The following is a 22,362-nucleotide window of genomic DNA, read 5'->3' as shown; positions in this document are numbered from 1 at the left end:
CTGCTTCATTTATGTTTCATTAACAGATTGCTATCAGGAGATATCTACCTTTGTTGCAGTGGATAGCCGTTAACCCAAGTACAGAAAGCTGTCTGCTGCATTTATTGTTAAACCCAAATTCCGGATGAAACATTTTATGTTAACCCTTGTATCCACGTGGTGGATCTCCCTGTTATCTGCGCAGTCGTTATTGCTGCCTATTGGAAAAAATAGCGGCATTGGCAGTTATAGCCGTCATTTTCAGCAGATCATGTCAGTATGGAATCATCCTGCCGGATTATCAGATTTGCCGGCATTTAGCGCTGGTATTTATTCCGAGAACAGATTTTTATTGAAGGCGGCATCGTTGTATGGCGTGATGCTGGCGGTGCCTTCACCGGCCGGTGCATTTGGTGGCAGCCTGGTGCGATTGGGTAACAGTGCCTGGCATCAGCAGCAATTGAGCGGTGCCTATGGGCGTAGCCTGGGGCGTTGTGCTGGCATAGGACTGCAGTTTAATTACGAATCCACTACTGCACAGGGAGCAGGTACTACCAGTGCTTTGAGCGTTGATGCAGGGATATTGTGGCATTGCAACGAGAAGGTACATACCGGCCTGCAGGTGCGTAAAGGGATGGGAAAAGAAATGAGCTATAGTGGTGGCGCCGGTTTTGAAGCCTCGCGGGACTGCCTGCTAACCGCCATGATTACCGGTACTGGCAGTACAACCAGTATAAAAGCAGGGGTGTATTACCGGCTGATCAACGCCCTGGCGCTGGAAATGGGTATCGCATCCGGACCAGCTTATCACAATGCGGCCGTTATTTTTTATCTGCGCTCCCTGCGTATAGATATTGCCGCCGGCTTTCATCCACAGTTAGGTATCACCCCTTCAACATCGCTGATATGGCAACCTGCTACAGCACCCGCTGCGGAATAATTTGTGGCATACTACTGCTATATGTATGCAAGGCCGCCATGGCACAACAGCCAGAGGAATCATTACCGGCAGTAATGGCCAATAACCTGGAACAAACTACCGCCGGCACAGACGCGGTATCAGAAGATGATGCGCAATGGCAACGCCTAAATGCCCTGGCGCGACACCGCATATCCCTGAATACAGCAGATGAGGCGACCCTGCAGTCGCTTGGCTTGTTAACACCACTACAGATCAGCCACTTCCTGCAGTACCGCCTGGTGCTCGGGGACCTGCTAAGTATCTACGAACTACAGGCAATACCAGGCTTTGAGCCGGAAGTGATCCGGCGCATACTGCCCTACGTGACCGTGGGAAATGATCTGGCGCCTCATTACACCATGCGGGACTACTTACACAAAGGAGATCATGCCGTGCTGCTACGTTATGCGCATCCGCTGGAAAAAGCAAAAGGATACCAGCATACTGATAGTACTCAACCTGCCTATATGGGAAGTCCTGATAAATTGTTTATACGTTACCGTTATAACTTTCCCCGCTACAGCAGTTGGGGAGTGGTGATGGAGAAAGACGCCGGAGAAGGACTTTTTAAAGGTGCGCAGCAACAGGGATTTGACTTTTACAGCGCTCATCTTTTTATCAGGAATGCTGGAAAGATAAAAGCACTGGCGTTGGGTGATTATACGGTTAATCTTGGACAAGGACTATTAAGCTGGCAGGGGCAGGCCTATGGCAAAGGAGCGTCTGTAATGCAGATAAAACGGGAAGGGGAAGTGTTGCGGCCTTATACGTCTCCGGGTGAGTTTTATTTTTTTAGAGGCGCGGCGGTCACCCTGCAGCAGCGTCATTGGGAAGTAACGGCATTTGGCTCCTGGCGTAAACAAGACGCCAGTACAGATACGTTGATGGAAGAGTTGATAGCGGAAAGTGTGAACAGCAGCGGTTATCATCGTACCTCGGCTGAAGTAAGCCGACGAGGAAAGGTGCAGGCAGGCACTGCCGGTGGAAATGTCCGGTATGTAACTCATCGCTGGCAGCTGGGCGGGAATGTGCTTTGGCAGCGATTTACACCCGCTTTACAGCAAAAGATCGCGCCTTACAACCAGTTTGATTTTCGCGGTCAGCAGTTAGTGGGTGGCAGTATAGACTATGCCGGAAGCTGGAAGAATGTGCATGTATTCGGTGAAGTGGCAGCCAGTGATAACGGCAAGCTGGCCATTGTGCAGGGATTGCTTACCAGCATAGCTCCTGCTGCAGATGCCGCATTGCTGTATCGCTATTATGATAAAGCCTATCAATCCTTTTTTGCAAAAGGTTTCGGTGATAGTTATCGCACCGGGAATGAACAGGGCATATACATGGGGCTTACACTGAAGATAAATAATAAATGTAAATTGGACACTTATGCGGATTTTTTTAAATTTCCATGGTTGAAATACCGTATTAATGCACCTGCTGCGGGGCAAGAGTTCTTCTTATCCGGCAGCTATGCATTAAATAAAAAAATGAGCTGGCAATGCCGGTATAATTATAGGCAGGGAGCTGAAAATATATTGCTGCCTGGTAACCCGGTTAAAGTGCCGGAAGTAGTAACGGCTACGCACCTACGTATGCAGTGGGACTGGCAACTGCGCAAGCAATTCAATACCGCGCTGCGGTTGGAAGGCAGCCGATATCGTACTACTGCCATTACGCAGCAGGGATGGATGATGTACCTGGATGCAGCGTATCATTTTAGTCGTTTGCCCTTTGCCATTAGTGGCCGCGTGTCGCGTTTTCAAACCAGCAGTTATGATGCGCGCATCTATGCAACGGAAAGCAGCGTGTTATACGAGAACGCTGTATCCCAGCTCTATGGCCGCGGATGGCAGTATTACGCAAATGTAAAATGGAAGGTGAATCGCCGGCTTTCAGGGTGGGGACGTTTTCATCAATCCATTTATCAGGATGCCGATCAAATAGGTAGTGGCAACGATAGAATCAACGGCAATAAAAAAACAATAGTGCAATTGCAGTGGCAATATCTGATAAGTAAATAGAAAAATTAGACGACTTAATCTCGCTGATTATCAAATCATTGAATCGTGATCTTTACAGCCAGTTAAAAAAATGTTAACGAGATGTAGTACGGAATTCTTTTTTTCTCTAAATTGTGATGGTCAACCGAAATCTAAATCTAAATCTAAATCTGATTTGTTTTGAAGGTAGAATCTCAATGATTAGTAGCTTGTGAGTCATCATAAATTACAGGCATTCAATATAAGATTCATTACCTGATTAGCCAACATCACGCGGGGATTCATCACATTAGCCTGGACTTCTACCAATACCTGAAATGTAATGCGTTTTAGTTTTTTCTGTAATTATATTAGAGCTGTCGTTAGTAATAATTTGAACCGTCGTCAGTAATAAGTTAGCTGTATTTCGCTTAGTATTCCCGGAATACACGATGAATATTTAAACAACCAAAATCTGAACTGTTTATGAAGAAAGGTACTTGTCCTTTTACATAGCCATACCGTAGGTATACGGTATATTATTCGCCCATATTTCCCATTGACCCGGGAACAAGATGTCTTATGGCATTTATTGGTCGCATCACCGGATGCGATACGGGGAAGATATGCTATTGCTTATGCGGACAGCATGATGAAGCATCAGGTAATACCTGGCGTAAGTGCCTGCTGTTGCCCAACAATAAAGCGTCTTGTATGACGCCATGTTTATTTCTTTTTCAACCAAAATTTGAATTATTTATGAAAAAGGTGTTACTCCTTTTTGCCGTGCTTATGGCAATTGTACACCAGCCTTGTTCGCAGAAACAAGTGACTGGCACTCCTACCGGTTTTACCGCTACACAGGCCAACAGTGTTGCTTCGGTAAGTATGATGAATAGTTTATCTGACAATGTGCCCGGCTGTTAACAGCCCTCCACTTCCCACGTCCACCTCGGACTATCTAACCTAAATCTAAAACAAAACAATTCGTTTTATGAGAAAACAATTCTTATTAACGATGATGTTGCTGCTATCTATTGCAACTGTCATCGGACAAGCAAAACTTGTTACAGGGAAAGTCACTGACACCGGCGGTGATCCTGTAGTTGGCGCCACCATTCAATTAAAGGGCCAGTCTAAAGGCACCGTTTCAGATCAACGTGGCGGCTTCAAACTGGAAGTAAATAATGGACAGGTGCTGGTAATTTCCGGCCTTGGCTATGAAACCAAAGAAGTAGCAGTGAGCGGATCTACGCTGAACATAAGCCTGATAAGAACAGAGAAAACCATCAATGAAGTAGTGGTAACTGCCCTGGGTATTAAAAGAGAAAAGAAAGCATTAGGATATGCGGTGCAGGAAGTAAAGGGAACCGAACTTACACAAACAAATGAAACGAATGTTTTAAACTCATTGTCTGGTAGAGCAGCAGGTGTACAGATCAATAACAACGGTGGTGCTGTGGGATCCAGTGTCAGCATTGTATTGCGCGGTTACAACTCATTTACTAATAATGCTCCGCTGATTGTTATAGACGGTATTCCCATCAATAACCCACAATCAGTGGTAATACCAGGAGCGCTTACAGCCAGTGCTACTGACCAGCAATCTGCTGTAGATTATGGTAATGGTATCAATGATATTGATCCGGAAAACATCGCTTCCGTTTCCATCCTGAAAGGCGCCAATGCCGCTGCTTTGTATGGTTACAGGGCTGGTAATGGCGTAATCCTGATCACCACCAAAAGTGGAAAGTCTGCCTTTAAAGGCATTGGAGTTTCGTATAGCGGTGGTGCTTCATTCGAAAAACAATACATCCTGCCTAAATACCAGAATAAATACGGACAGGGCTCCACCAGTAGTGAATACTGGTACAACCTGTATAAAGCGGAAACACCTAATAACCCGTTGTCATACCAGGACTGGGCATTACAAAACGGATATGCGTATGTTGATGGACAAGGAGGCGGAGTAAATGATGGTGTGGATGAAAGCTGGGGCCCGAGAATGGATATAGGACTAAAATTACCTCAGTACAATAGTCCGCTGGATGCTAACGGCAACAGGACAGCTACCCCCTGGATATCACATCCCGACAACGTGAAGCAATTCTTCAAAACAGGATTTTCACTCAATAACAACGTATCATTAACCAGTAACACTGCCAGGGGTAGTACCAGGCTTTCACTGAGTCATCAACGTCAGATGGGGACCGTTCCCAACACAGATCAAACCAGGTATTCGGCGATGTTGAGCACTGCACAAAACCTGACTGATAAGTTGAAAGTAGAAGCTATGGCTAACTACATACAAACACTTAATGACAACCTGGTAGGACAGGGGTATAACGAATTCAACCCAATGCAGTCAATAGGTAGCTGGTTCGGACGCCAGGTAGATATGAATGACCTGAAAAACAACTGGGATAAAATGATGCCTAATCCCGCATTTCCTGGTACTGGCGTTCCATACAACTGGAACCTGAACTATCACGATAACCCATACCTGAGTTTATATAGAAACTTAAACACCCGCACAAAAAATCGCATATTCGGTTATGCAAGCGTTTCTTACGAATTCAACAAATGGTTTAGCCTGATGGGGCGTATTGGTACCGATTGGTTTTCTGAGAGCAGAACTCAAAATACTTCCTCGCTGGCTACTGCTAACTTTTTATACGGCATAGGTGGTCAGTTTACTGATTGGAGCATTTACGGAAATGAAGTGAATGCAGATTTGATTGCAAGTGGTGGTGGTAAACTGGGTAAAGATTTCTCTTTGTCTTATACTGCTGGTGGAAACTACCGGGATGCAAAGACTAAAAATATTTCTATTACCGCGAACGATCTGACTGTTCCGGATCTATACACTATCGGTAACGCAAAAGGTGCTACTTCTAACACGATGTATATTTCGCAACTCCGTTCTAATAGCGTATTTGCGCAAGCTTCACTAGGATTCCGTAACTGGTTATACCTGGATCTTACAGCAAGGAATGACTGGAATTCTACTTTGCCTGTCAATAACCTTTCTTATTTCTATCCTTCCGCCAGCTTAAGCTGGATTTTCAGCGATGCATTAAAAATTAGTAACTCATCAGCCTTTACCTATGGTAAACTGCGTGTGAGCTATGCAGAAGTAGGTTCTGGAACAAAACCTTACATGATTCTAAGATCTTTTGTTCCTCAATCAAATACATTCAATGGCGTGACCCTCTATCATCAGTCATATAGACTCCCGCCGTTGGACCTGAAGCCAGAACGTGCCAAGAGTGTTGAAGTTGGTGCTGAATTACATTTCCTTGATAACAGGCTGAATCTCGATGCAACTTATTACGACAAGAGAACCATCAACCAGATCATGCCTATCTCTGTTTCCGCTGCGTCCGGAGCTACTACTGCGTTGATCAATGCTGGTGAAATTGTGAGTAAGGGTGTGGAACTACAACTGAATTTAGGTATTCTGCGCAACGACAATGGCTTTAACTGGGATATGACTATCAACTGGGCAAAAAATAACAGCAAGGTAACCAAACTGTATACTGATCCAAGAACTGGTCAGGAATTGCCATGGTTCCAGCTGGGACGCAACTGGGGAACTACTATCGGAGCTATTCCCGGCCAGGAGTATGGTATAATCAGGGGGGCAGATTATGTAACAGATCCTAAATCAGGTGCTATAGTAGTAGGAGCCAATGGATTACCTTCTTTCAAGAAAGACCAGGTAATTGGTAATATCGTACCCGATTGGATCGGTGGTGTTAGTAATACTTTCAGATATCGCAACTTCAATCTCAGCTTCCTGATCGACATGAAGAAAGGCGGCGATATATTCAGCGTAACACATATGTTCGGCGCCAATACCGGAGTATCGGATTTTACAGCAGCCGGCAACATTCGTGAAACAGGTGTGGTACTTGGTAAAGATATCCTAACCGATTATAAGTTTGTAGACGCAGGTGGTAGCCCCAATACCAAAGTGGTAGCTGCCGACAATGCCTTTAAGTATCTCTCTTACGACGGTGCTTCCTCTGGTACAAGATTCGATATCATCGATGGTACTTATATAAAACTTCGTACCATTCAGTTTGGTTACAACATTCCAGCTAATTTAATCAGCAGATGGGGATGGTTGAAAAGTGCCGGAGTATCTGTATTTGCACAGAACGTAGCACTCCTGTATACAGATAAAAGCAACAAAGCCCATATTGACCCCGAAACCGGATTTGGTAACGACGTTGCCCAACTGGGTTTTGAAGAATACCAGATCCCTTCAAACAGAAGCATCGGTTTGAAATTAAATCTGAATTTCTAATATAGTGTGGAAGCTGATTAATGATTTAATTAAAATTAGTATTATGAAACTGTATAATAAAAGATTATCAAAATATTTCCTGGTCGGGGCGTTGATAATGATGACTGGAGGGAGCTGTACAAAAAACTTTGAAAAAATAAATACAGACCCCAATACTCCACTGAAGGTACCAGGCAACAATACATTGGCTTACTCTCTTGTCTATTATGCACAAAACCTTTTTGATGCTACTGCGGACATGAATGAACCTGAATGTTTCGGGGGCCACCTGGGTAAGACACAATATATAGATGAGGCGCGTAATGTATTCAGACCGGCAGCTATAGAGAATTTTTGGGCTTATCATTACCATGTTTTAAATAATCTCCAGATCACCATCAATGATGCGATCGCCAGCAATAAAATAAATCAGCAGGCAGCGGCGCTCACATTCAAGTGTTACGTGGCGCAAATAGCGACAGATACGTGGGGCGATATACCTTACTCCGATGCTATAAAAGGTGGCAGTGGGGCCATTACACCGAAGTATGATAGTCAAAAGGATATTTATGCAGCGATATTGGCAGATCTGAAAACTGCTAATGATCTCTTTGCAAAGAACAGTGCTGATGTGCTGGGCGACGGAGATGTCCTGTTTCAAACAGATGTAGCCAAATGGCGCCAATTCTGCAATTCATTGCGGTTAAGGGTCGCTATACGTTTGAGCAAGAAAGATCCTGCAACAGCTAAGGCAAATATTGAAGAAATTGCAGGCAACCCAGCTAAATTCCCTGTCATGACTGGCAATGTTGATAATGCATTCCTGAATTGGCCTGGCGGTAAACCTTACAATGAACCCTGGTCTTCCAACAAGTACGACGATGGTCGTGACGACCACGCTGTTAGCGATGTACTGGTTAATAAACTCCTTGAGTTAAATGATCCGCGTCTTCCCGTATATGTTAAACCGGCTACAGGCGATGGCAAATATCGAGGTGTAGGAATTGGTATCAAGGATAGCGAAAAACTGCCTTCTCTTGCATTGTATTCCAGGATTGGCGCTCGCTTCAGGGACAATAGAACAGGGTTTACACCATTCATGCGCGCAGCAGAAGTGAAATTCATCCTGGCTGAAGCTGCGGCTAATGGTTGGAATGCAGGCGTAAGCGCAAAAGACGCTTATGAAGCTGGTATCGACCTGTCACTGGAAGAAAATGGCATATCCGAAGCCACCTATAAAACAAGTACTGGCGTAAAATGGGATGGCGACGTGAAAAAGATTTATATCCAGAAATGGCTTGCCCTGTTTAAAGACGGTCACGAAGCATGGGCCGAAACCAGAAGAACAGATGTACCTTTATTACCAGCAGCTTCAGGATCTCCTTATCCGGGTCATACCCGTACATCTTTCCGCCTGCCTTATCCTAACACGGAAACTACCCTGAATGGCGCCAACAGCGGTGCAGCGGTGGGTTCAGTAAAAGATAACTACTGGGGCGCACAAATGTATTGGGACACCCGCACAGGCGTTAATTAATGTTGCCAGCAAGCATATTGCATAGCAAATTTGACGAAGAGAACTATATATCAGTGGTCAATATACTGGTCAATAAAAAAAAGAGGACTCATTTGAGTCCTCTTTTTCTATTTTTGTACGGCAAAAACGTACAACATGGAAAATCAGGAAGAACAGAATCAGCTTAATATAGAGTTGAACGAAGAAATCGCCGAAGGGCAATATGCAAATCTTGCGATCATCACTCATTCCAACGCCGAATTTGTGGTAGACTTTGTGAATGTGATGCCAGGTCTGCCTAAGGCGAAGGTTAAATCCCGTATTATACTCACCCCTCAGCATGCCAAGCGTTTTATGAAAGCGATGCTGGATAATATTAAGAAATACGAGTCTATACATGGTCCCATTCAGGATCAGGAACAAGTTTCCGTTCCATTGAATTTTGGTGGTCCTACCGCTCAGGCTTAATTCTCATCAGATGGAACACATTTTTTCTTATCATCATTTGAGAGAATTCACCAAAGAGGTGTTTATCCATATGGGATGTAGCCTTGAGCATGCCGCCCTGGCCAGTGAAGTACTGGTATCGGCCGACTTGCGTGGTATCGATTCTCATGGAATAGCCCGTTTATCGGGCTATGTTCGTTTATGGGAGGCAAAGCGGATCAACGCTCGTCCCAATATTCGCGTAGTACATGAAACCCCCAGCACCGCTGTTATTGACGGTGATGCAGGCCTTGGACTGGTAGTGGCGCCCTTCGCAATGGAAATAGCCATGCAGAAAGCGGCGGCAGTAGGAACAGGTTGGGTGAGTGTGAAAAATTCCAATCACTTTGGGATTGCCGGTTATCACGCTATGATGGCGCTGGAGCGGGATATGATCGGCATGGCCATGACCAATGCCAGCCCTTTGGTAGCACCTACCTTTTCTATCGAACGCATGTTGGGAACCAATCCTATTGCTGTAGCGATTCCTGCCAAAGAGCAGCCGGCGTTTGTAGCTGACTTTGCTACTACCACCGCAGCTAATGGTAAGCTGGAAATACTGCAACGCAAAAATGAGGATGCACCTTATGGCTGGATACAGGATAAAGAAGGCAACCCCAGCAAAAATCCTCATGAACTCAAAAGTGGCGGAGCGTTGTTGCCATTAGGCGGCGACAGGGAACATGGAAGCCACAAAGGATATTGCCTGGGCGCCATCGTTGATATATTTTCGGCTGTTCTTTCCGGCGCCAATTATGGCCCGTGGGCGCCTCCATTTGTGAGCTTTCTGCCATTGGCACCTGACCCGGTAGGGGAAGGGCTGGGCCACTTCTTCGGTGCAATGCGGGTAGACGCCTTCCGCCCGGCAGATGAATTTAAGCAACACATGGATACCTGGATCAGCCGCTTCCGGGCAGCCGAGCCAGTAGCCGGAAAAAAAGTATTGATACCCGGAGATCCGGAAAGAGAAATGCAGCAGGAAAGACTGGAAAAGGGAATCCCTGTAATAGCCCCTGTGGTAAAGGATATGAAGGAAGTGGCTGCAAAGTTTAATTTGAATTTTTAAATCATAATCGTTCATAAAAAACACCGGGAATAAAGCCCATGCTGGATTTCAGGTAGCTAAAGCAAAAACAAAACATTCAGATGAAAGTGTTAAAATTTGGTGGAACCTCCGTGGGAAAACCAGAGCGTATGCAGTCGGTAGCACAACTGATCACAGTCGATAACGATCAGAAAATTGTGGTCCTGTCTGCACTGTCAGGCACCACAAATGCATTGGTGGAAATTAGTCAGTCACTATCAGAAGGTAAAAAAGAACAGGCGAAGCAGCAGATAGATAAGCTCGAAAGCCACTACCGCAGCTTTTGTGATGAACTGGTGAAGCAGGAAGCCGGCCGCGCCAATGCCAAAGCGATTGTTGATGAACACTTCGAATTTCTGAATATCATCCTGAAAATCTCTTTCAATGAAGCGCTGAACAAAGATATCCTGGCACAGGGAGAATTGTTATCTACCCGTTTATTCAGCGTTTACCTGGAGGAAGCAAACATTCCCGCAGTATTGTTACCTGCGCTGGACTTCATGAGTATCGATGAATACGAAGAACCAGAAATTCCTAAGATAAAAATTAAACTGGCTAACCTGATCAGCCAGCATAAAGACAAGCACATATTTATTACCCAGGGATACATTTGCCGCAATGCCCGTGGCGAAGTTGATAACCTGAAACGTGGTGGTAGCGACTATTCTGCTTCCCTCATCGGCGCCGCAATACAAGCCAGCGAAGTACAAATCTGGACAGATATTGATGGGATGCACAATAATGATCCACGGGTGGTGAAAAAAACATTCCCTATCGATCAGCTTTCCTTTGATGAAGCAGCAGAATTGGCTTACTTCGGTGCTAAAATTCTCCATCCGGCTTCTATCTGGCCTGCGCAGCATTTCAACATCCCGGTGAAATTGCTGAATACGATGCAACCAGACGCCAAAGGCACCATTATTACAGAGTTACCTAATGGCAATGGCGTAAAAGCCATCGCGGCAAAAGATGGTATTATCGCCATTAAAATCAAATCCAGCCGTATGTTGCTGGCATATGGTTTTCTCCGCAAGATTTTCGAAATATTCGAAAAATATCGCACGCCAATTGATATGATCACTACTTCTGAAGTTGCCGTATCTGTAACGATCGATAACCAGCAATACCTTGATCAGATTCTGAAAGAATTACAACCGTTTGGTACCGTGGAGCTGGATTACCATCAGACAATTGTATCTATTGTAGGTAACGAGGTTGCAGCAACACCATCTATTATCACCAGGTTATTTGATGCCATTGAAGAAATTCCTTTGCGCATGATTTCCTATGGTGGTAGCCGGCATAACATCTCTATCCTGATCAATGGTCAGTATAAAGAGAAAACATTGCAGGTGCTGAATAAAGGGCTGTTCGGCCTGGAATAAAAGAGAATTACGAATTTCAATTACGAATTACGGAGTTGTGTGTAGATATTCGCGAAGATCATCCGCTTTTATCTACACACAACTCCGTAATTCGTAATTGAAATTCGTAATTATTTTTTTAGTCGCTGATCAAAAACAAAGGGTTGTGTATTGGCAATAGTAATGGCTGGTGCATCCGGGTGAAGCGGATTTATCAGGTAATTATTTTCATCTGCAATAATAACGGAAGGAATTCTTAATACAGCATATTTAGCGGTATCGGCCCATTCGTCACCAATGGCCTGCAGCAATGGGTCTGGCGCAAGTGATTGCCAGCCGGAAGGCAGGTCATACTTGGTTAATACTTTAATAGCAATGTTGTCGGGGATATGAATAGTAGCAATGCAGAAATCCTGGATAATATTTTTCAGCGGAACGTGTACCAGTACTTCCAGGGCGGCCAATGCCCTGCTGCCGGCGGTATACACAATTGAATGCCCCGGACTGTTCCAGCGTCCGCCATATAAGCGCGCACCTGTTCCGCTCAGATCATTGATGTAAGCACACTTACTGATCCTGTATACTTCCATGTTGAAGGTTTCGTTAGTAAGTTTGATTATGCGAAGATGCCATGTTCAATCCGCCCCAGCTCATCCTGGATCAGTTGGAACCCGAAAGTGGTATCTAAAAGCGAAATAGGTGTTTGATAATTGAATGCTGGCAAAGGTGTTCTCATCCATTCCTTGAAATTCTCCAGCTGACCGAACACTTCGGTGCCTCGTTGGTAGAGCTGAGACAGCAATATGGCCCGCTCAGACGTATCGGCGGAGAGTTTCGCATCATCAGCATAACGCTGTAATGTTCTTTCAGACACATGTACTACCTGCGCCAGCTCTGATAAAGAAAAAGACAGTTGCCTGCTCAGGTTCAACAATGCCTGCTTAATAATTCCACTACGGGAAAGTTGTATAAAGTCAAAATAGCCGCTACCGGCATTGAAAGCCGCTCCAGGTGCTTCTACAATGAGCAACGCATTTTCCTGTACGCGGTATCCTTTTACGTGTTTCATAATACCCGACATTTGTCGCAAAAATACAACAATTTGTCGGTTTTAAGACTTTTTATCTTCAAAATACCCAATCTTCCACATTTTATTGATTTCCAGTGTCACTACATCATGTTCCTGGGCCACTTTTCCCTGTAAAACATAAAAACCACCTTTTTGAAATGGAAATTGCCGCAAGCTATCTGGAAAATGAACGGTATCTATGAAAGTACCTTCCCTGTCCAGGAATGTTCCAAAACACATAGGTTCCCCCTTGTTGCTGCGTAAAAACTTGGTGGTCACCAGGTAGCCCAGGGTAGTTACCGGCAATCCCACGTGTTTTCCGAATTCACGGGCAGGCATATACGTATTTTGCTGGTGTTGTAGTACGCTAAAAGGCGATTGCAATGGAAATCCCAACAGGTCAATCTCATCAAAAGCATCTTCATGCGCATGATAGGCCAGGGTTGGTAATTCGCAGTCAACAGTGGCAGGGCCAAACAAGGGTAACCCCGGGGCTTGCATCGTATTTTTGTTTTTCATGAGCAGGCTGCTTTTCCATAATAATTCTTTTTTGGTATGCCCGGTAAAATGGAAGCAGCCAATACGAATTAATATTTCCAGTTGTTCCGGACCCGGCGCAATGCGGTGGGTGAAGTCTTCCAGGTCGGCAAATGGTCCATACTTTTTCCGGTTGTCCAGTATACGCTCTGTGAGTAGTTGTTCCAGGCCTTCTATATGAATAAATCCTACATATACTTCCTGTACTTTGATATTGGTGTAATAGTCACTGTTGTTAATGCAGGGTGGATGCAGGTTTACACCGGTTTTCTGCAGTTCCCGGAAATAGAGTTCACGGTTATAAAAGCCGCCGAAGTTATTAATAACAGCTACCATAAATTCCGCCGGGAAATATGTTTTCAGGTACAAGCTCTGGTAGCTTTCTACGGCAAAACTGGCGGAGTGGGCTTTGGAGAAAGAGAAACTGGCGAAGCTGGAGATTTGCCGCCATACTTCTGCTGCTATATGGCGGGGATGCCCTCGTTCTTCACAATTATCCAGGAAACGTTTTTCTATTTGTTCAAATTGATCTGAGCCCCGGTATTTCCCTCCCATGGCGCGACGCAGCGTATCCGCATCAGCCAGTTCCAGTCCTGCAAACCGATGCGCTACTTTAATCACATCTTCCTGGTACACCATGATGCCAAAAGTTTCTTTCAATAATTCTTCAATCACCGGGTGCAGGTACACTACTTTCTCAGGATGACGATAGCGTTCTACATATTCTTTCATCATGCCCGATTGTGCTACACCCGGACGGATAATAGAGCTGGCTGCTACCAGCGAGAGGTAGTTGTCGCAACGTAATTTGAGCAACAGTTGCCGCATGGCAGGAGATTCTATATAAAAACAACCAATGGTATTAACGGTGGCCAGGTTATTTTTTACACGGGTATCTATCTGGAATGCTTTCACATTGTGGATGTCAATGTGTACACGGCGGTTTTCACGGATAATGTCGATGGCGTCCCTGATATGTCCCAGCCCGCGCTGGCTGAGGATATCAAACTTATAAAGCCCGATTCTTTCCGCCTGCCACATATCCAGTTGGGCTGTCACAAAACCTTTCGGAGGCAGATAAGTAGTGCAATAATGATGGATAGGAGCGTCACTGATTAAAATCCCGCCGGCATGAATGCTCAGGTGATTAGGGAAAGCAGGTTTTCTGTCCATCAGATCACAGTAATGGGCTATCTTCCGATGAATCTCTTCGTTGTCTAACTGCAGCTGGAAGCCATTCTCCAATATTTTATCGATCTCTTTCTTGGGCAGTCCATATACCTTGCCCAGCTCTCTTATGATAGCGTTGGTTTGAAAAGTAGTAACAGTACCAAGTAGGGCGGTATATTCTTTTCCGTAGGTGTCAAAAACATATTGAATCACCTGGTCGCGGTCGCGCCAGGAAAAGTCGATATCAAAATCCGGTGGAGAACTGCGGGAAGGGTTAAGAAATCGTTCAAAGTATAAATCCAGTTCTATAGGATCTACATCAGTAATTTTTATGCAGTAAGCGATAATGGAATTAGCGCCGCTGCCACGGCCAACATAGAAAAATCCCTGTTCCTGCGCGTACCGTACAATATCCCAGGTAATCAGGAAGTAGGCTTCAAATTCCATTTGTGCCACAATGGTTAATTCTTTTTCAATCCGTCGCAGGGCTTCTTCGTGATCATCGCCATAGCGGTAATACATGCCTGCCAGCGCCAGTTCTCGTAGTTTGGCGCGATCGCCTTCCACGCTTCCTGTAAAATGTTTTTTATTGCGGGTAAGGTGGGAAGAAAGCGCCATTTCAACCTTACAGTTTTCCATGACTTCCAGCGTATTCTGCACGATATGCGGATAGTCGGAAAAGTGCTCCACCAGTTTGGCTGGGTGCACAAATTGTTCTGCCGGATGCCCGGTCATAGCGGGTGTTAGCTGTGAAATCAGGATATTTTCATTTATGGCCCGTAGCAGGCGATGCAGTTCAAAATATTCTTCATCCTGGAAAGTTACCGGTTGCAGTATCACCAGTTTGTCGCGCAGGGCGGGTGTATTTGTTCTGAATAATTTATTTCTTTCCCAGGGTTTTACACCTATCAGCTCATGTGCGGCTAATGTGGCGGGGTCGCGGGTACCCCATGCATAAATGGCGTAGGTGTGGGGAATAACAGGGGCTTGCGCTGGAAATGGAATTTCCTGCGTAAGATGTTGAGATAAAAAATGGTGGATGCCGTACCAGCCTTCCTGGTTACGTGCAAGCAGCAGGTATTTGAAATCGTTTCCATTCCTGCATTCCAATCCCAGTATAGGTTTAATATCATGTTGCCGGCACAGTTCCACAAACTCCCAGGCGTCCGAAGTGATGTTGATGTTAGTCAGTGCCAGTGTGCGGATACCCAGCTCAAACGCTTTTTTTACCAGCATTTCCGCGTGCATAGTGCCATAGCGCAGGCTAAAAAAAGTTTTGCAGTTTAAGTACATAATCGAACGGCTTGGTTCATTTTGTTATTTTTTTTCGGAGATGTAATACGCGGTGAAGTGTTATTATTCACATCCTGTATCGTGGTTATCTCCTGATATATTGCATCTGAATGTGGTATGCACATGTCCGGGTATTTTTTCCGGAGATGTGATACGCGGTGGTGCGCTATACTATGCACATCTTGTGTCATGGCCATTTTCCGGTATGTTGCATCTGAATACTGTTTACACGTGTCCGGGTATTTTTTCCGGAGATGTGATACGCGTGGTGCGCTATACTATGCACATCCTGTGTCATGGCCATTTTCCGGTATGTTGCATCTGAATACTGTTTACACATGTCCTGGTATTTTTTCCGGAGATGTAATACGCAGTAAAATGTTGCATTATATACATGCAATACCATGGCCTTTATCCAGCTATTTTATTTCACTTTAAAATACGGCATGATGTCTTTTTCAGGTCGCCGCTGACTTCTTTTATCCGGAGGTACCACATTGGTGCCTTTCATTAAATATTCCCAGCCGAAGCGGTTTTTAATTTGATCAATTGCCTGGTAAAGTGCAATCATTTCCTGTTTATCGTCGAATAAACTGATCTGATAATTTCCTTGTACCAGGTGGCTGAAACGAACGCCAATCAAGCGTACCAACTGCCGGCGATCATATAGTTTTTTGAATAGTTCTTTTACATGTTGCAGCAGTACATGGTCTGCACAGCAGTAGGCAACGGTCATCTGTCTGGTAACGGTTTCAAAGTCGGAGTAACGTATTTTCAGGGTAACACAGCCGGTCAGTTTATTCTGTTGTCTTAATTCAAAGGCTATTTTTTCTGTCATACGTACTAACTCTGCATGTAGAAATTCCATGTCGATCGTATCGGCAGGGAAAGTACTTTCTGTAGAAATAGATTTTTGTTCATAAAAAGGCACTACCGGCGATTCATCGATACCATTGGCTTTTTTCCAGAGCGCTATCCCGGTTTTTCCCATCCATGCTTCCAGCAGGGAGATGGGCACTTCACTCAGTGTCTTCACGGTTTCTACGCCACGGCGCCTTAACTGGGCACCGGTTTCACGGCCTACCATTGGAATCTTTTCCACCGCCAGCGGTGCCAGAAAACTTTTTTCATTACCAAACAGTATTTCCAGTTGACCGTTGGGTTTTGCTTCATCTGTCGCTACTTTGGACACCAGTTTATTGGACGCCAGTCCAAATGAAATGGGCAGCCCGGATTCTTTCATAATCATTTTCCGTAGCTCAGTGGTCCATTTCAGCGATCCGAAAAATTTGTCCATGCCTGAAAGGTCCAGGTAGAATTCATCGATAGAGGACTTTTCATACAAGGGGGCTTTCCCGGCAATGATTTCCGTGATTTCCCTGGACTTGGCACTATACAGTTCTATGTCCCCACTGCGGACAATAGCATGTGGACAAAGGCGCAGCGCCGTTTTCATCGGCATAGCAGAATGAATACCATAACGCCTGGCTTCATAACTGCAGGCCGATACTACGGCCCGGTCGCTGCTGCCGCCAACCAGCAGCGGCTGTCCGGCTAACCGGCTATCCCGTTGGCATTCTACTGAAACAAAAAAACAGTCCAGGTCAAAATGCGCAATGGTCCTTTGTTGTAGCGTAATCATAAAACGTTGGTTTATGGGATAAACAAGGACGGAATTCCCGATATTATAAAAGCGATACGGATGGCGGGCCGGGCAAAGGGTGAGGATAGTAGAGCAGCAGGCCTGCCAGCCGGAATCACTTCTATCTGATTAATCTGGGACTGCTAAATTACTAATTATTTTAGTAATACTAATAAATTTAGCAAAATTTATTACAACTTCCCTACCGTTCAATTTTCGTAACTTTAATAAACAGAACTGGCATCCAATATGTAATAGATAAGAGAATGGAAATGAAGGAAAAGGGACGTATGTGAGTGGTTTAACCTTTAAACTGACCTCCAAATGAAACAGCCGGATTTTACCAAAGAATTGCTGATTCTTGCGTTACTGCTGGTACCCATGGCCTACCTTGCCATCATCTGGAATTCAATACCCGCAGTACTTTCTACCAACGCAAATGCTTTAGATATTACAGAAGTAAGCACAAAGCGGGATTTCCTGTTACTGATGATTTTCCTTTTTTTCACAAACGCACTGATCTATTTCCTGTTCCGCTATATTCCTGCTGCAGGGGAAAAGCAGATCACCCCTTCTGCTATAGAGTTGGAGCATAAAGAATATTATCGCATCCGCTTTCTCATACATGCTTATCAGGCCATTTTTACCTGCGTTATTATTTTCCTGGTTAGCCAGGGTAAATCATTTATCATGGAGCGTTGGGCTTTCATCGGTGTAGGATTGCTGATTACGGGTATCGGCTTTTACCTGCGTAAGTTGAAGCCCAATAATTACGTAGGAGTAAGAACGCCATGGACGTTGCAAAGCGCCAGTGTATGGACCGAAACTCATTTGATGGCCAGTAATTTATGGGTAAGTGCCGGGGTAGTGATTATTATAGCAGGATTTTTCCTTTCGCTGATTACCGGGGTATTTATTATTTTCTTCGTAGCCATTGTGCTGGCGGCATTGCCATACATTTATTCGTTCAGATTATATAACAAAGACAAAGGATAACCAGTGGTCAATCTATAAACCGGAAAAGAAAATGGCGTCCCTGACAAGGACGCCATTTCAGTAAATATCTGTAATGAATGGGTTATTAGAACCATCCTTTGCCTAATGCAGCACGGAAAGGCCATGGAATCAGCGCCAGTATCAACACCAGTGCCAGCCCGAAGAAGATCAGCCCCAGTTTATGTTTCTGCGCGTCAGAAGCGGCTTTCTTTATTTTAGATTTGCCAATGTGTACCAGTGCAATAGCAATGATAGCCATGGTTTCATGTTCTACTGTAAAAAATCTTAAAACAGGATCTTTCATAGCCCCCCCCATATTGGATATGCCAGCCTGTGATAACGGACTTACGAAGAAGAGAATAAGTCCTACCAACAACTGCAGGTCACAGAATATCATGAAAAAAAGCCCGGCTTTGCTGTCTGCTGCAGTAAACGGCGTTTTACCTGTTACGCCCTTTAAAGAACGGATAACGGCCCAGATCCCAGCGAGTAATAACGCCCATCTTAAAAAGGAGTGGATATAATTTAACATATCTAGTTGGATTTTACCGGGCAAAAATAAGCGAAGCGCCCCGAATATATTTGGTAATTCATAAAAATATTTGCTAATTTTGTTAGCAAGGTACTAAATTATTTAGGTTATGTCCGTAGTATGTCAGAATTTGAAATATCTGCGTAAGCAAAAAGCCTGGACGCAGCAAGAGTTTGCCGATAAACTCGGTATTAAGCGTTCCCTGCTGGGTGCATATGAGGAAGAGCGTGCAGAGCCCCGTACAGAAATCCTGGAACAGGTAAGTGATATGTTCCGGGTCTCCATCGATGATCTGCTTCGTCGTGATTTGGGTTCCCAAAAAGACAGCTTCCTGGAAAAGCGTCGTCAGCAAAAGCTGGGTAGTGCCCGGCAGGCGATACAATTTGTGCCGGTAAAAGCGGCCGCCGGTTATCTGGCCGGGTATAACGATGAAGAATTTATTGAGGAGCTGAATACGTTTACCTTGCCCATGCTGGGTGCCGGTGATTACCGTGCTTTTGAAATAACCGGGGATTCTATGCTGCCGGTTACTTCCGGTTCTGTAATCGTTTGCCATAAGGTAGAAGGGTGGGACGAAATTAAAAACAATGAAACCTATGTGGTGGTAACTGCCAGAGGAGGTATTGTGTTTAAAAGAGTCCAGAAGAACAACCGCTCCAAATCAAAAATTACCCTGGCATCTGACAACGAACAATTTGAGCCATATGGCGTGGATATGGAAGATGTGCTGGAATTATGGCAGTCTGATGTCGTGATCAGCAAAGCCGGTCAACAAAGCCGTATGAGTGTGAACCACCTGGCCGATATGGTGAGTAGTCTCCAGGACCAGGTAAGCTTGCTGAAGAAGAAGCTGAAAGATTAAGAAAACAATAAAGCCGAAGGCATACAGCTATTTTCGCGGATGATGATCAGGGGAATTATCTCCGGTATTGTCGTACGGGAAAATGGCTGCATGCCTTTCATTTTTGGCTCAAATTCACGTTTTCTTTCTTAAATTCGGGTTATCTCAGAATACGTTAAAATAGCCATAGTATGAGGTTCCATGTCTCTTTTGCAGAGTCTTTAAGACAATTACAGAAAAGCGACGATGATTTCGCAGTATTGTTTGAACACGGTTCCATGCGGGGGATTATTTTTGGTCCTGAGGAGATAGATGGACAGGAACCCCATATCCAGGATGAAATTTACCTGGTAATAAGAGGGAGTGGAGAATTTGAACTGGAGGATAAAAAAGTGCAGGTAGGGGTAGGAGATTTCCTGTTTGTGCCTGCCGGAGCCGCTCACCGGTTCCGGAATTTCACCCCGGATCTGCTGTTATGGGTCATATTCTATGGACCGGAAGGAGGAGAAGCAGAATAATTCTGATTGTCTTTTGTTTTTTAATAAATGTTGTGTTATCTTTGCGATCCTAAAAATAAGAGGCAAAAATTATGTTGATCATTGATTCTAAAGATTGCGAAAACATAGACAAGGCGCTTAAAAAATATAAAAAGAAATTTGAGAAAGCTCGCATTTTACTGCAGCTGAGATCGCGCCAGTCTTTTACTAAACCATCTGTTAAACGTCGTAACGAGGTTTTGAAAGCCGTTTACAAGCAACAGTTGGCTACCGGTAAATTTGAAGATTAATTTGTTTTCAGTGATAAGCTGAATGCAGCTCAAAATATTTGATGATTGTAAGGTTATTTAATAACTTTACAGTCATCAATCTTTTTGTGTTGAACGAACCATTATACTCCTTAGTAGAGCGCTTTATAGCCTATATCCAGCTCGAAAAGCGATACTCGGCGCATACCTGCACTGCCTATCGCAATGACCTCTTCCAATTCATCGATTACATTACGGCTACCTATAACAGCACTCCTGTGGAGGATCTTAGCCATGTAATGATCCGTAGCTGGCTGGCACGGCTCATGGAAGATGCTATGACCGCCAAAAGTGTTAACCGGAAAATCTCCACACTTAAATCCTTTTTTAAATACTGTCTGCGCCAGGGCCTTGTAAAACAATCGCCGATGGTCAAAGTCATAGCGCCCAAAATAAGCCGCCGTTTGCCTGGTTATATTGAGGAGAAGGGAATGCGTGCCCTGGAAGATAATATCAGTCCCGTTTCCCTGACTACCACGCAGATTTTTGCCAATGATTTCGAAGGGACTACCCACCGGCTCATTTTTGATATCTTTTATCAGACAGGTATTCGCTTGTCTGAATTAATTGCTTTGCAGGAATTTAAGGTGGATAAAGGCAACCTTTCTATTAAGGTGATGGGAAAGGGAGGTAAGGAGCGGATTATTCCTATTAGCAGGGGACTGTTAGAGCAGTTGGATCATTATATGCAGCAGAAGCGCAGTTGCCTGGAAGAATTTGAGGGTGGTGTATTGCTGGTGCACCCGTATAGCGGTCAGCGACTTTATCCCAAATACGTGTATCTGACAGTACGAAAATATCTCACTGAACATCAAATCACTACTTTAAAAAAGAAAAGTCCGCATATTCTTCGCCACACGTTTGCTACACATCTGGCAAATAATGGTGCAGATCTGAATGCCATAAAGGAGCTGTTAGGACACTCCAGCCTCGCTGCCACCCAGGTTTACACGCATAATACGATTGAACAACTGAAGAAGGTTTACCGGCAGGCGCACCCAAAGGCGTAGCAATTATTTTAGGCTTTTAACAAAATATTACGCTGCTATTCCGCATTGCATTGCAAAAGTGACTATATTAGTAATGAAGTTCATTATACTAAAAGAGAATGCCTATGACCGTCCTTTACTAATTAGAACCTAGATTGTTAAATATTTAAAAAATTAGTGCTATGAACGTACAAATTCAAACTGTGCATTTTGATGCGGATTCTAAGTTAATTGATCATGTGAACAAGAAACTCCAGAAATTAACCACGTTTTATGATCGTATTATCAGCGTGGATGTCTTTTTAAAAGTTGATAATTTAGCCCACCAGATTAAAGATAAAATAGCCGAGATCAGAGTCCGAATACCTCGCCAGGACTTATTTGTCAAGCACGAATCTAAATCTTTCGAAGAGTCCTTCGACCTTGCCTTCGAATCCCTTGTTGAGCAGGTGAAAAGAAAGAAGGAAAAGAAATTTCAATAATTTTCTGAAATAATTTTGGAAATATTAATCTCTTTGCTACCTTTGCCATCCCGATTCAAAAAGAGGGTCGGTAAAGGTAGCAAAGTTCTTTATGGTAGGGCGTTTTCAGGGAAGCAGATAAATTTTTAAATATTTGTAACAAACTGAAAAAAAGATTTTGAGAATTGAAAAATTCGTTTAATTTTGCGCTCTCTTTCAACGAGTTACTTTATTGAAAGAATGTTTTTTGAAAAGATGCCAGCATAGCTCAGTTGGCCAGAGCTACTGATTTGTAATCAGTGGGTCGGGGGTTCGAATCCCTCTGCTGGCTCATCGATTTTTATTTGGTTATTGCATAACCGGATGACAA

20 protein-coding genes and 1 tRNA gene are annotated in these 22,362 nt (G+C 44.3%); 15 read left to right on the top strand and 6 right to left on the bottom strand.

Annotated elements, in window-relative coordinates:
- The first annotated feature begins 124 nt into the window (after nucleotides 1-124).
- The 8 genes from J7623_RS04225 to J7623_RS04190 all read left to right on the top strand — a co-directional run bounded on the left by J7623_RS04225 (nucleotide 125) and on the right by J7623_RS04190 (nucleotide 11,678).
- Nucleotides 125-919, top strand: coding sequence for a hypothetical protein (locus tag J7623_RS04225; RefSeq protein ID WP_291917472.1), 795 nt, complete (start codon nucleotides 125-127; stop codon nucleotides 917-919).
- Nucleotides 886-2,958 (top strand): helix-hairpin-helix domain-containing protein, encoded by a 2,073-nt coding sequence (locus J7623_RS04220; RefSeq protein WP_291917469.1) that lies wholly within the window; start codon nucleotides 886-888, stop codon nucleotides 2,956-2,958. Before J7623_RS04225 ends, J7623_RS04220 begins: the two co-directional genes overlap by 34 nt.
- Before the next feature lie 717 nt (nucleotides 2,959-3,675).
- Complete coding sequence (locus J7623_RS04215; protein WP_291917468.1) at nucleotides 3,676-3,843, top strand: hypothetical protein; 168 nt, start codon at nucleotides 3,676-3,678, stop codon at nucleotides 3,841-3,843.
- 67 nt (nucleotides 3,844-3,910) lie between these two features.
- Nucleotides 3,911-7,228, top strand: a complete 3,318-nt coding sequence (locus J7623_RS04210; protein ID WP_291917463.1) for a SusC/RagA family TonB-linked outer membrane protein — start codon at nucleotides 3,911-3,913, stop codon at nucleotides 7,226-7,228.
- Between the two features lie 43 nt (nucleotides 7,229-7,271).
- On the top strand, nucleotides 7,272-8,744 hold the full coding sequence (locus tag J7623_RS04205; RefSeq protein ID WP_291917460.1) for a SusD/RagB family nutrient-binding outer membrane lipoprotein: 1,473 nt from the start codon (nucleotides 7,272-7,274) through the stop codon (nucleotides 8,742-8,744).
- A gap of 135 nt (nucleotides 8,745-8,879) precedes the next feature.
- A complete protein-coding gene (locus J7623_RS04200; protein ID WP_291917457.1) occupies nucleotides 8,880-9,191 on the top strand; it encodes a DUF3467 domain-containing protein in 312 nt (103 codons plus the stop codon).
- A 10-nt stretch (nucleotides 9,192-9,201) separates the two neighbouring features.
- On the top strand, nucleotides 9,202-10,275 hold the full coding sequence (locus tag J7623_RS04195; RefSeq protein WP_291917454.1) for an Ldh family oxidoreductase: 1,074 nt from the start codon (nucleotides 9,202-9,204) through the stop codon (nucleotides 10,273-10,275).
- Between the two features lie 80 nt (nucleotides 10,276-10,355).
- Nucleotides 10,356-11,678, top strand: coding sequence for an aspartate kinase (locus J7623_RS04190; protein ID WP_291917451.1), 1,323 nt, complete (start codon nucleotides 10,356-10,358; stop codon nucleotides 11,676-11,678).
- A gap of 110 nt (nucleotides 11,679-11,788) precedes the next feature.
- Here the strand turns inward: J7623_RS04190 and J7623_RS04185 are convergent, their stop codons facing one another.
- The 5 genes from J7623_RS04185 to dinB all read right to left on the bottom strand — a co-directional run bounded on the left by J7623_RS04185 (nucleotide 11,789) and on the right by dinB (nucleotide 17,368).
- The gene (locus J7623_RS04185; protein ID WP_291917448.1) at nucleotides 11,789-12,247 is read right to left on the bottom strand and encodes an RES family NAD+ phosphorylase; all 459 of its coding nucleotides are present in this window, start codon (nucleotides 12,245-12,247) and stop codon (nucleotides 11,789-11,791) included.
- Between the two features lie 26 nt (nucleotides 12,248-12,273).
- A complete protein-coding gene (locus J7623_RS04180) occupies nucleotides 12,274-12,726 on the bottom strand; it encodes an antitoxin Xre/MbcA/ParS toxin-binding domain-containing protein (protein ID WP_291917445.1) in 453 nt (150 codons plus the stop codon).
- Between the two features lie 42 nt (nucleotides 12,727-12,768).
- Entirely contained in the window at nucleotides 12,769-15,726 is a 2,958-nt protein-coding gene (dnaE, locus tag J7623_RS04175; protein ID WP_291917443.1) for a DNA polymerase III subunit alpha, read from the bottom strand.
- Nucleotides 15,727-15,913: 187 nt separating this feature from the next.
- Nucleotides 15,914-16,066 (bottom strand): hypothetical protein, encoded by a 153-nt coding sequence (locus tag J7623_RS04170; RefSeq protein WP_291917441.1) that lies wholly within the window; start codon nucleotides 16,064-16,066, stop codon nucleotides 15,914-15,916.
- A gap of 84 nt (nucleotides 16,067-16,150) precedes the next feature.
- Complete coding sequence (dinB, locus tag J7623_RS04165) at nucleotides 16,151-17,368, bottom strand: DNA polymerase IV (RefSeq protein WP_291917438.1); 1,218 nt, start codon at nucleotides 17,366-17,368, stop codon at nucleotides 16,151-16,153.
- 324 nt (nucleotides 17,369-17,692) lie between these two features.
- Here dinB and J7623_RS04160 point away from each other — a divergent pair, with 324 nt between their 5' ends.
- The gene (locus tag J7623_RS04160) at nucleotides 17,693-18,364 is read left to right on the top strand and encodes an SdpI family protein (protein ID WP_291917435.1); all 672 of its coding nucleotides are present in this window, start codon (nucleotides 17,693-17,695) and stop codon (nucleotides 18,362-18,364) included.
- A gap of 85 nt (nucleotides 18,365-18,449) precedes the next feature.
- Here the strand turns inward: J7623_RS04160 and J7623_RS04155 are convergent, their stop codons facing one another.
- Nucleotides 18,450-18,896 carry a hypothetical protein gene (locus J7623_RS04155; protein WP_291917433.1) on the bottom strand — a complete coding sequence of 149 codons (447 nt, stop codon included), beginning with the start codon at nucleotides 18,894-18,896 and terminating at the stop codon, nucleotides 18,450-18,452.
- Nucleotides 18,897-19,005: 109 nt separating this feature from the next.
- Between J7623_RS04155 and J7623_RS04150 the strand changes: the two genes are divergently transcribed.
- The 6 genes from J7623_RS04150 to J7623_RS04125 all read left to right on the top strand — a co-directional run bounded on the left by J7623_RS04150 (nucleotide 19,006) and on the right by J7623_RS04125 (nucleotide 22,323).
- Nucleotides 19,006-19,758 carry a LexA family transcriptional regulator gene (locus J7623_RS04150; RefSeq protein ID WP_291917431.1) on the top strand — a complete coding sequence of 251 codons (753 nt, stop codon included), beginning with the start codon at nucleotides 19,006-19,008 and terminating at the stop codon, nucleotides 19,756-19,758.
- Nucleotides 19,759-19,928: 170 nt separating this feature from the next.
- Nucleotides 19,929-20,255, top strand: coding sequence for a cupin domain-containing protein (locus J7623_RS04145; RefSeq protein WP_291917429.1), 327 nt, complete (start codon nucleotides 19,929-19,931; stop codon nucleotides 20,253-20,255).
- Between the two features lie 71 nt (nucleotides 20,256-20,326).
- Complete coding sequence (gene rpsU, locus J7623_RS04140) at nucleotides 20,327-20,524, top strand: 30S ribosomal protein S21 (RefSeq protein ID WP_291917427.1); 198 nt, start codon at nucleotides 20,327-20,329, stop codon at nucleotides 20,522-20,524.
- 41 nt (nucleotides 20,525-20,565) lie between these two features.
- The gene (locus J7623_RS04135; RefSeq protein ID WP_291917425.1) at nucleotides 20,566-21,552 is read left to right on the top strand and encodes a tyrosine-type recombinase/integrase; all 987 of its coding nucleotides are present in this window, start codon (nucleotides 20,566-20,568) and stop codon (nucleotides 21,550-21,552) included.
- A gap of 161 nt (nucleotides 21,553-21,713) precedes the next feature.
- Nucleotides 21,714-22,013 carry an HPF/RaiA family ribosome-associated protein gene (locus J7623_RS04130; RefSeq protein WP_291917423.1) on the top strand — a complete coding sequence of 100 codons (300 nt, stop codon included), beginning with the start codon at nucleotides 21,714-21,716 and terminating at the stop codon, nucleotides 22,011-22,013.
- Between the two features lie 236 nt (nucleotides 22,014-22,249).
- Nucleotides 22,250-22,323: transfer RNA gene (locus tag J7623_RS04125), tRNA-Thr, on the top strand.
- Nucleotides 22,324-22,362: the final 39 nt, after the last annotated feature.

The organism is Chitinophaga sp. (assembly GCF_017745275.1).
In the GTDB taxonomy this organism is placed as follows: domain Bacteria; phylum Bacteroidota; class Bacteroidia; order Chitinophagales; family Chitinophagaceae; genus Chitinophaga.
Note: the sequence above shows the minus strand (reverse complement) of the source record. Positions and strands in the feature narration are given on the sequence as shown.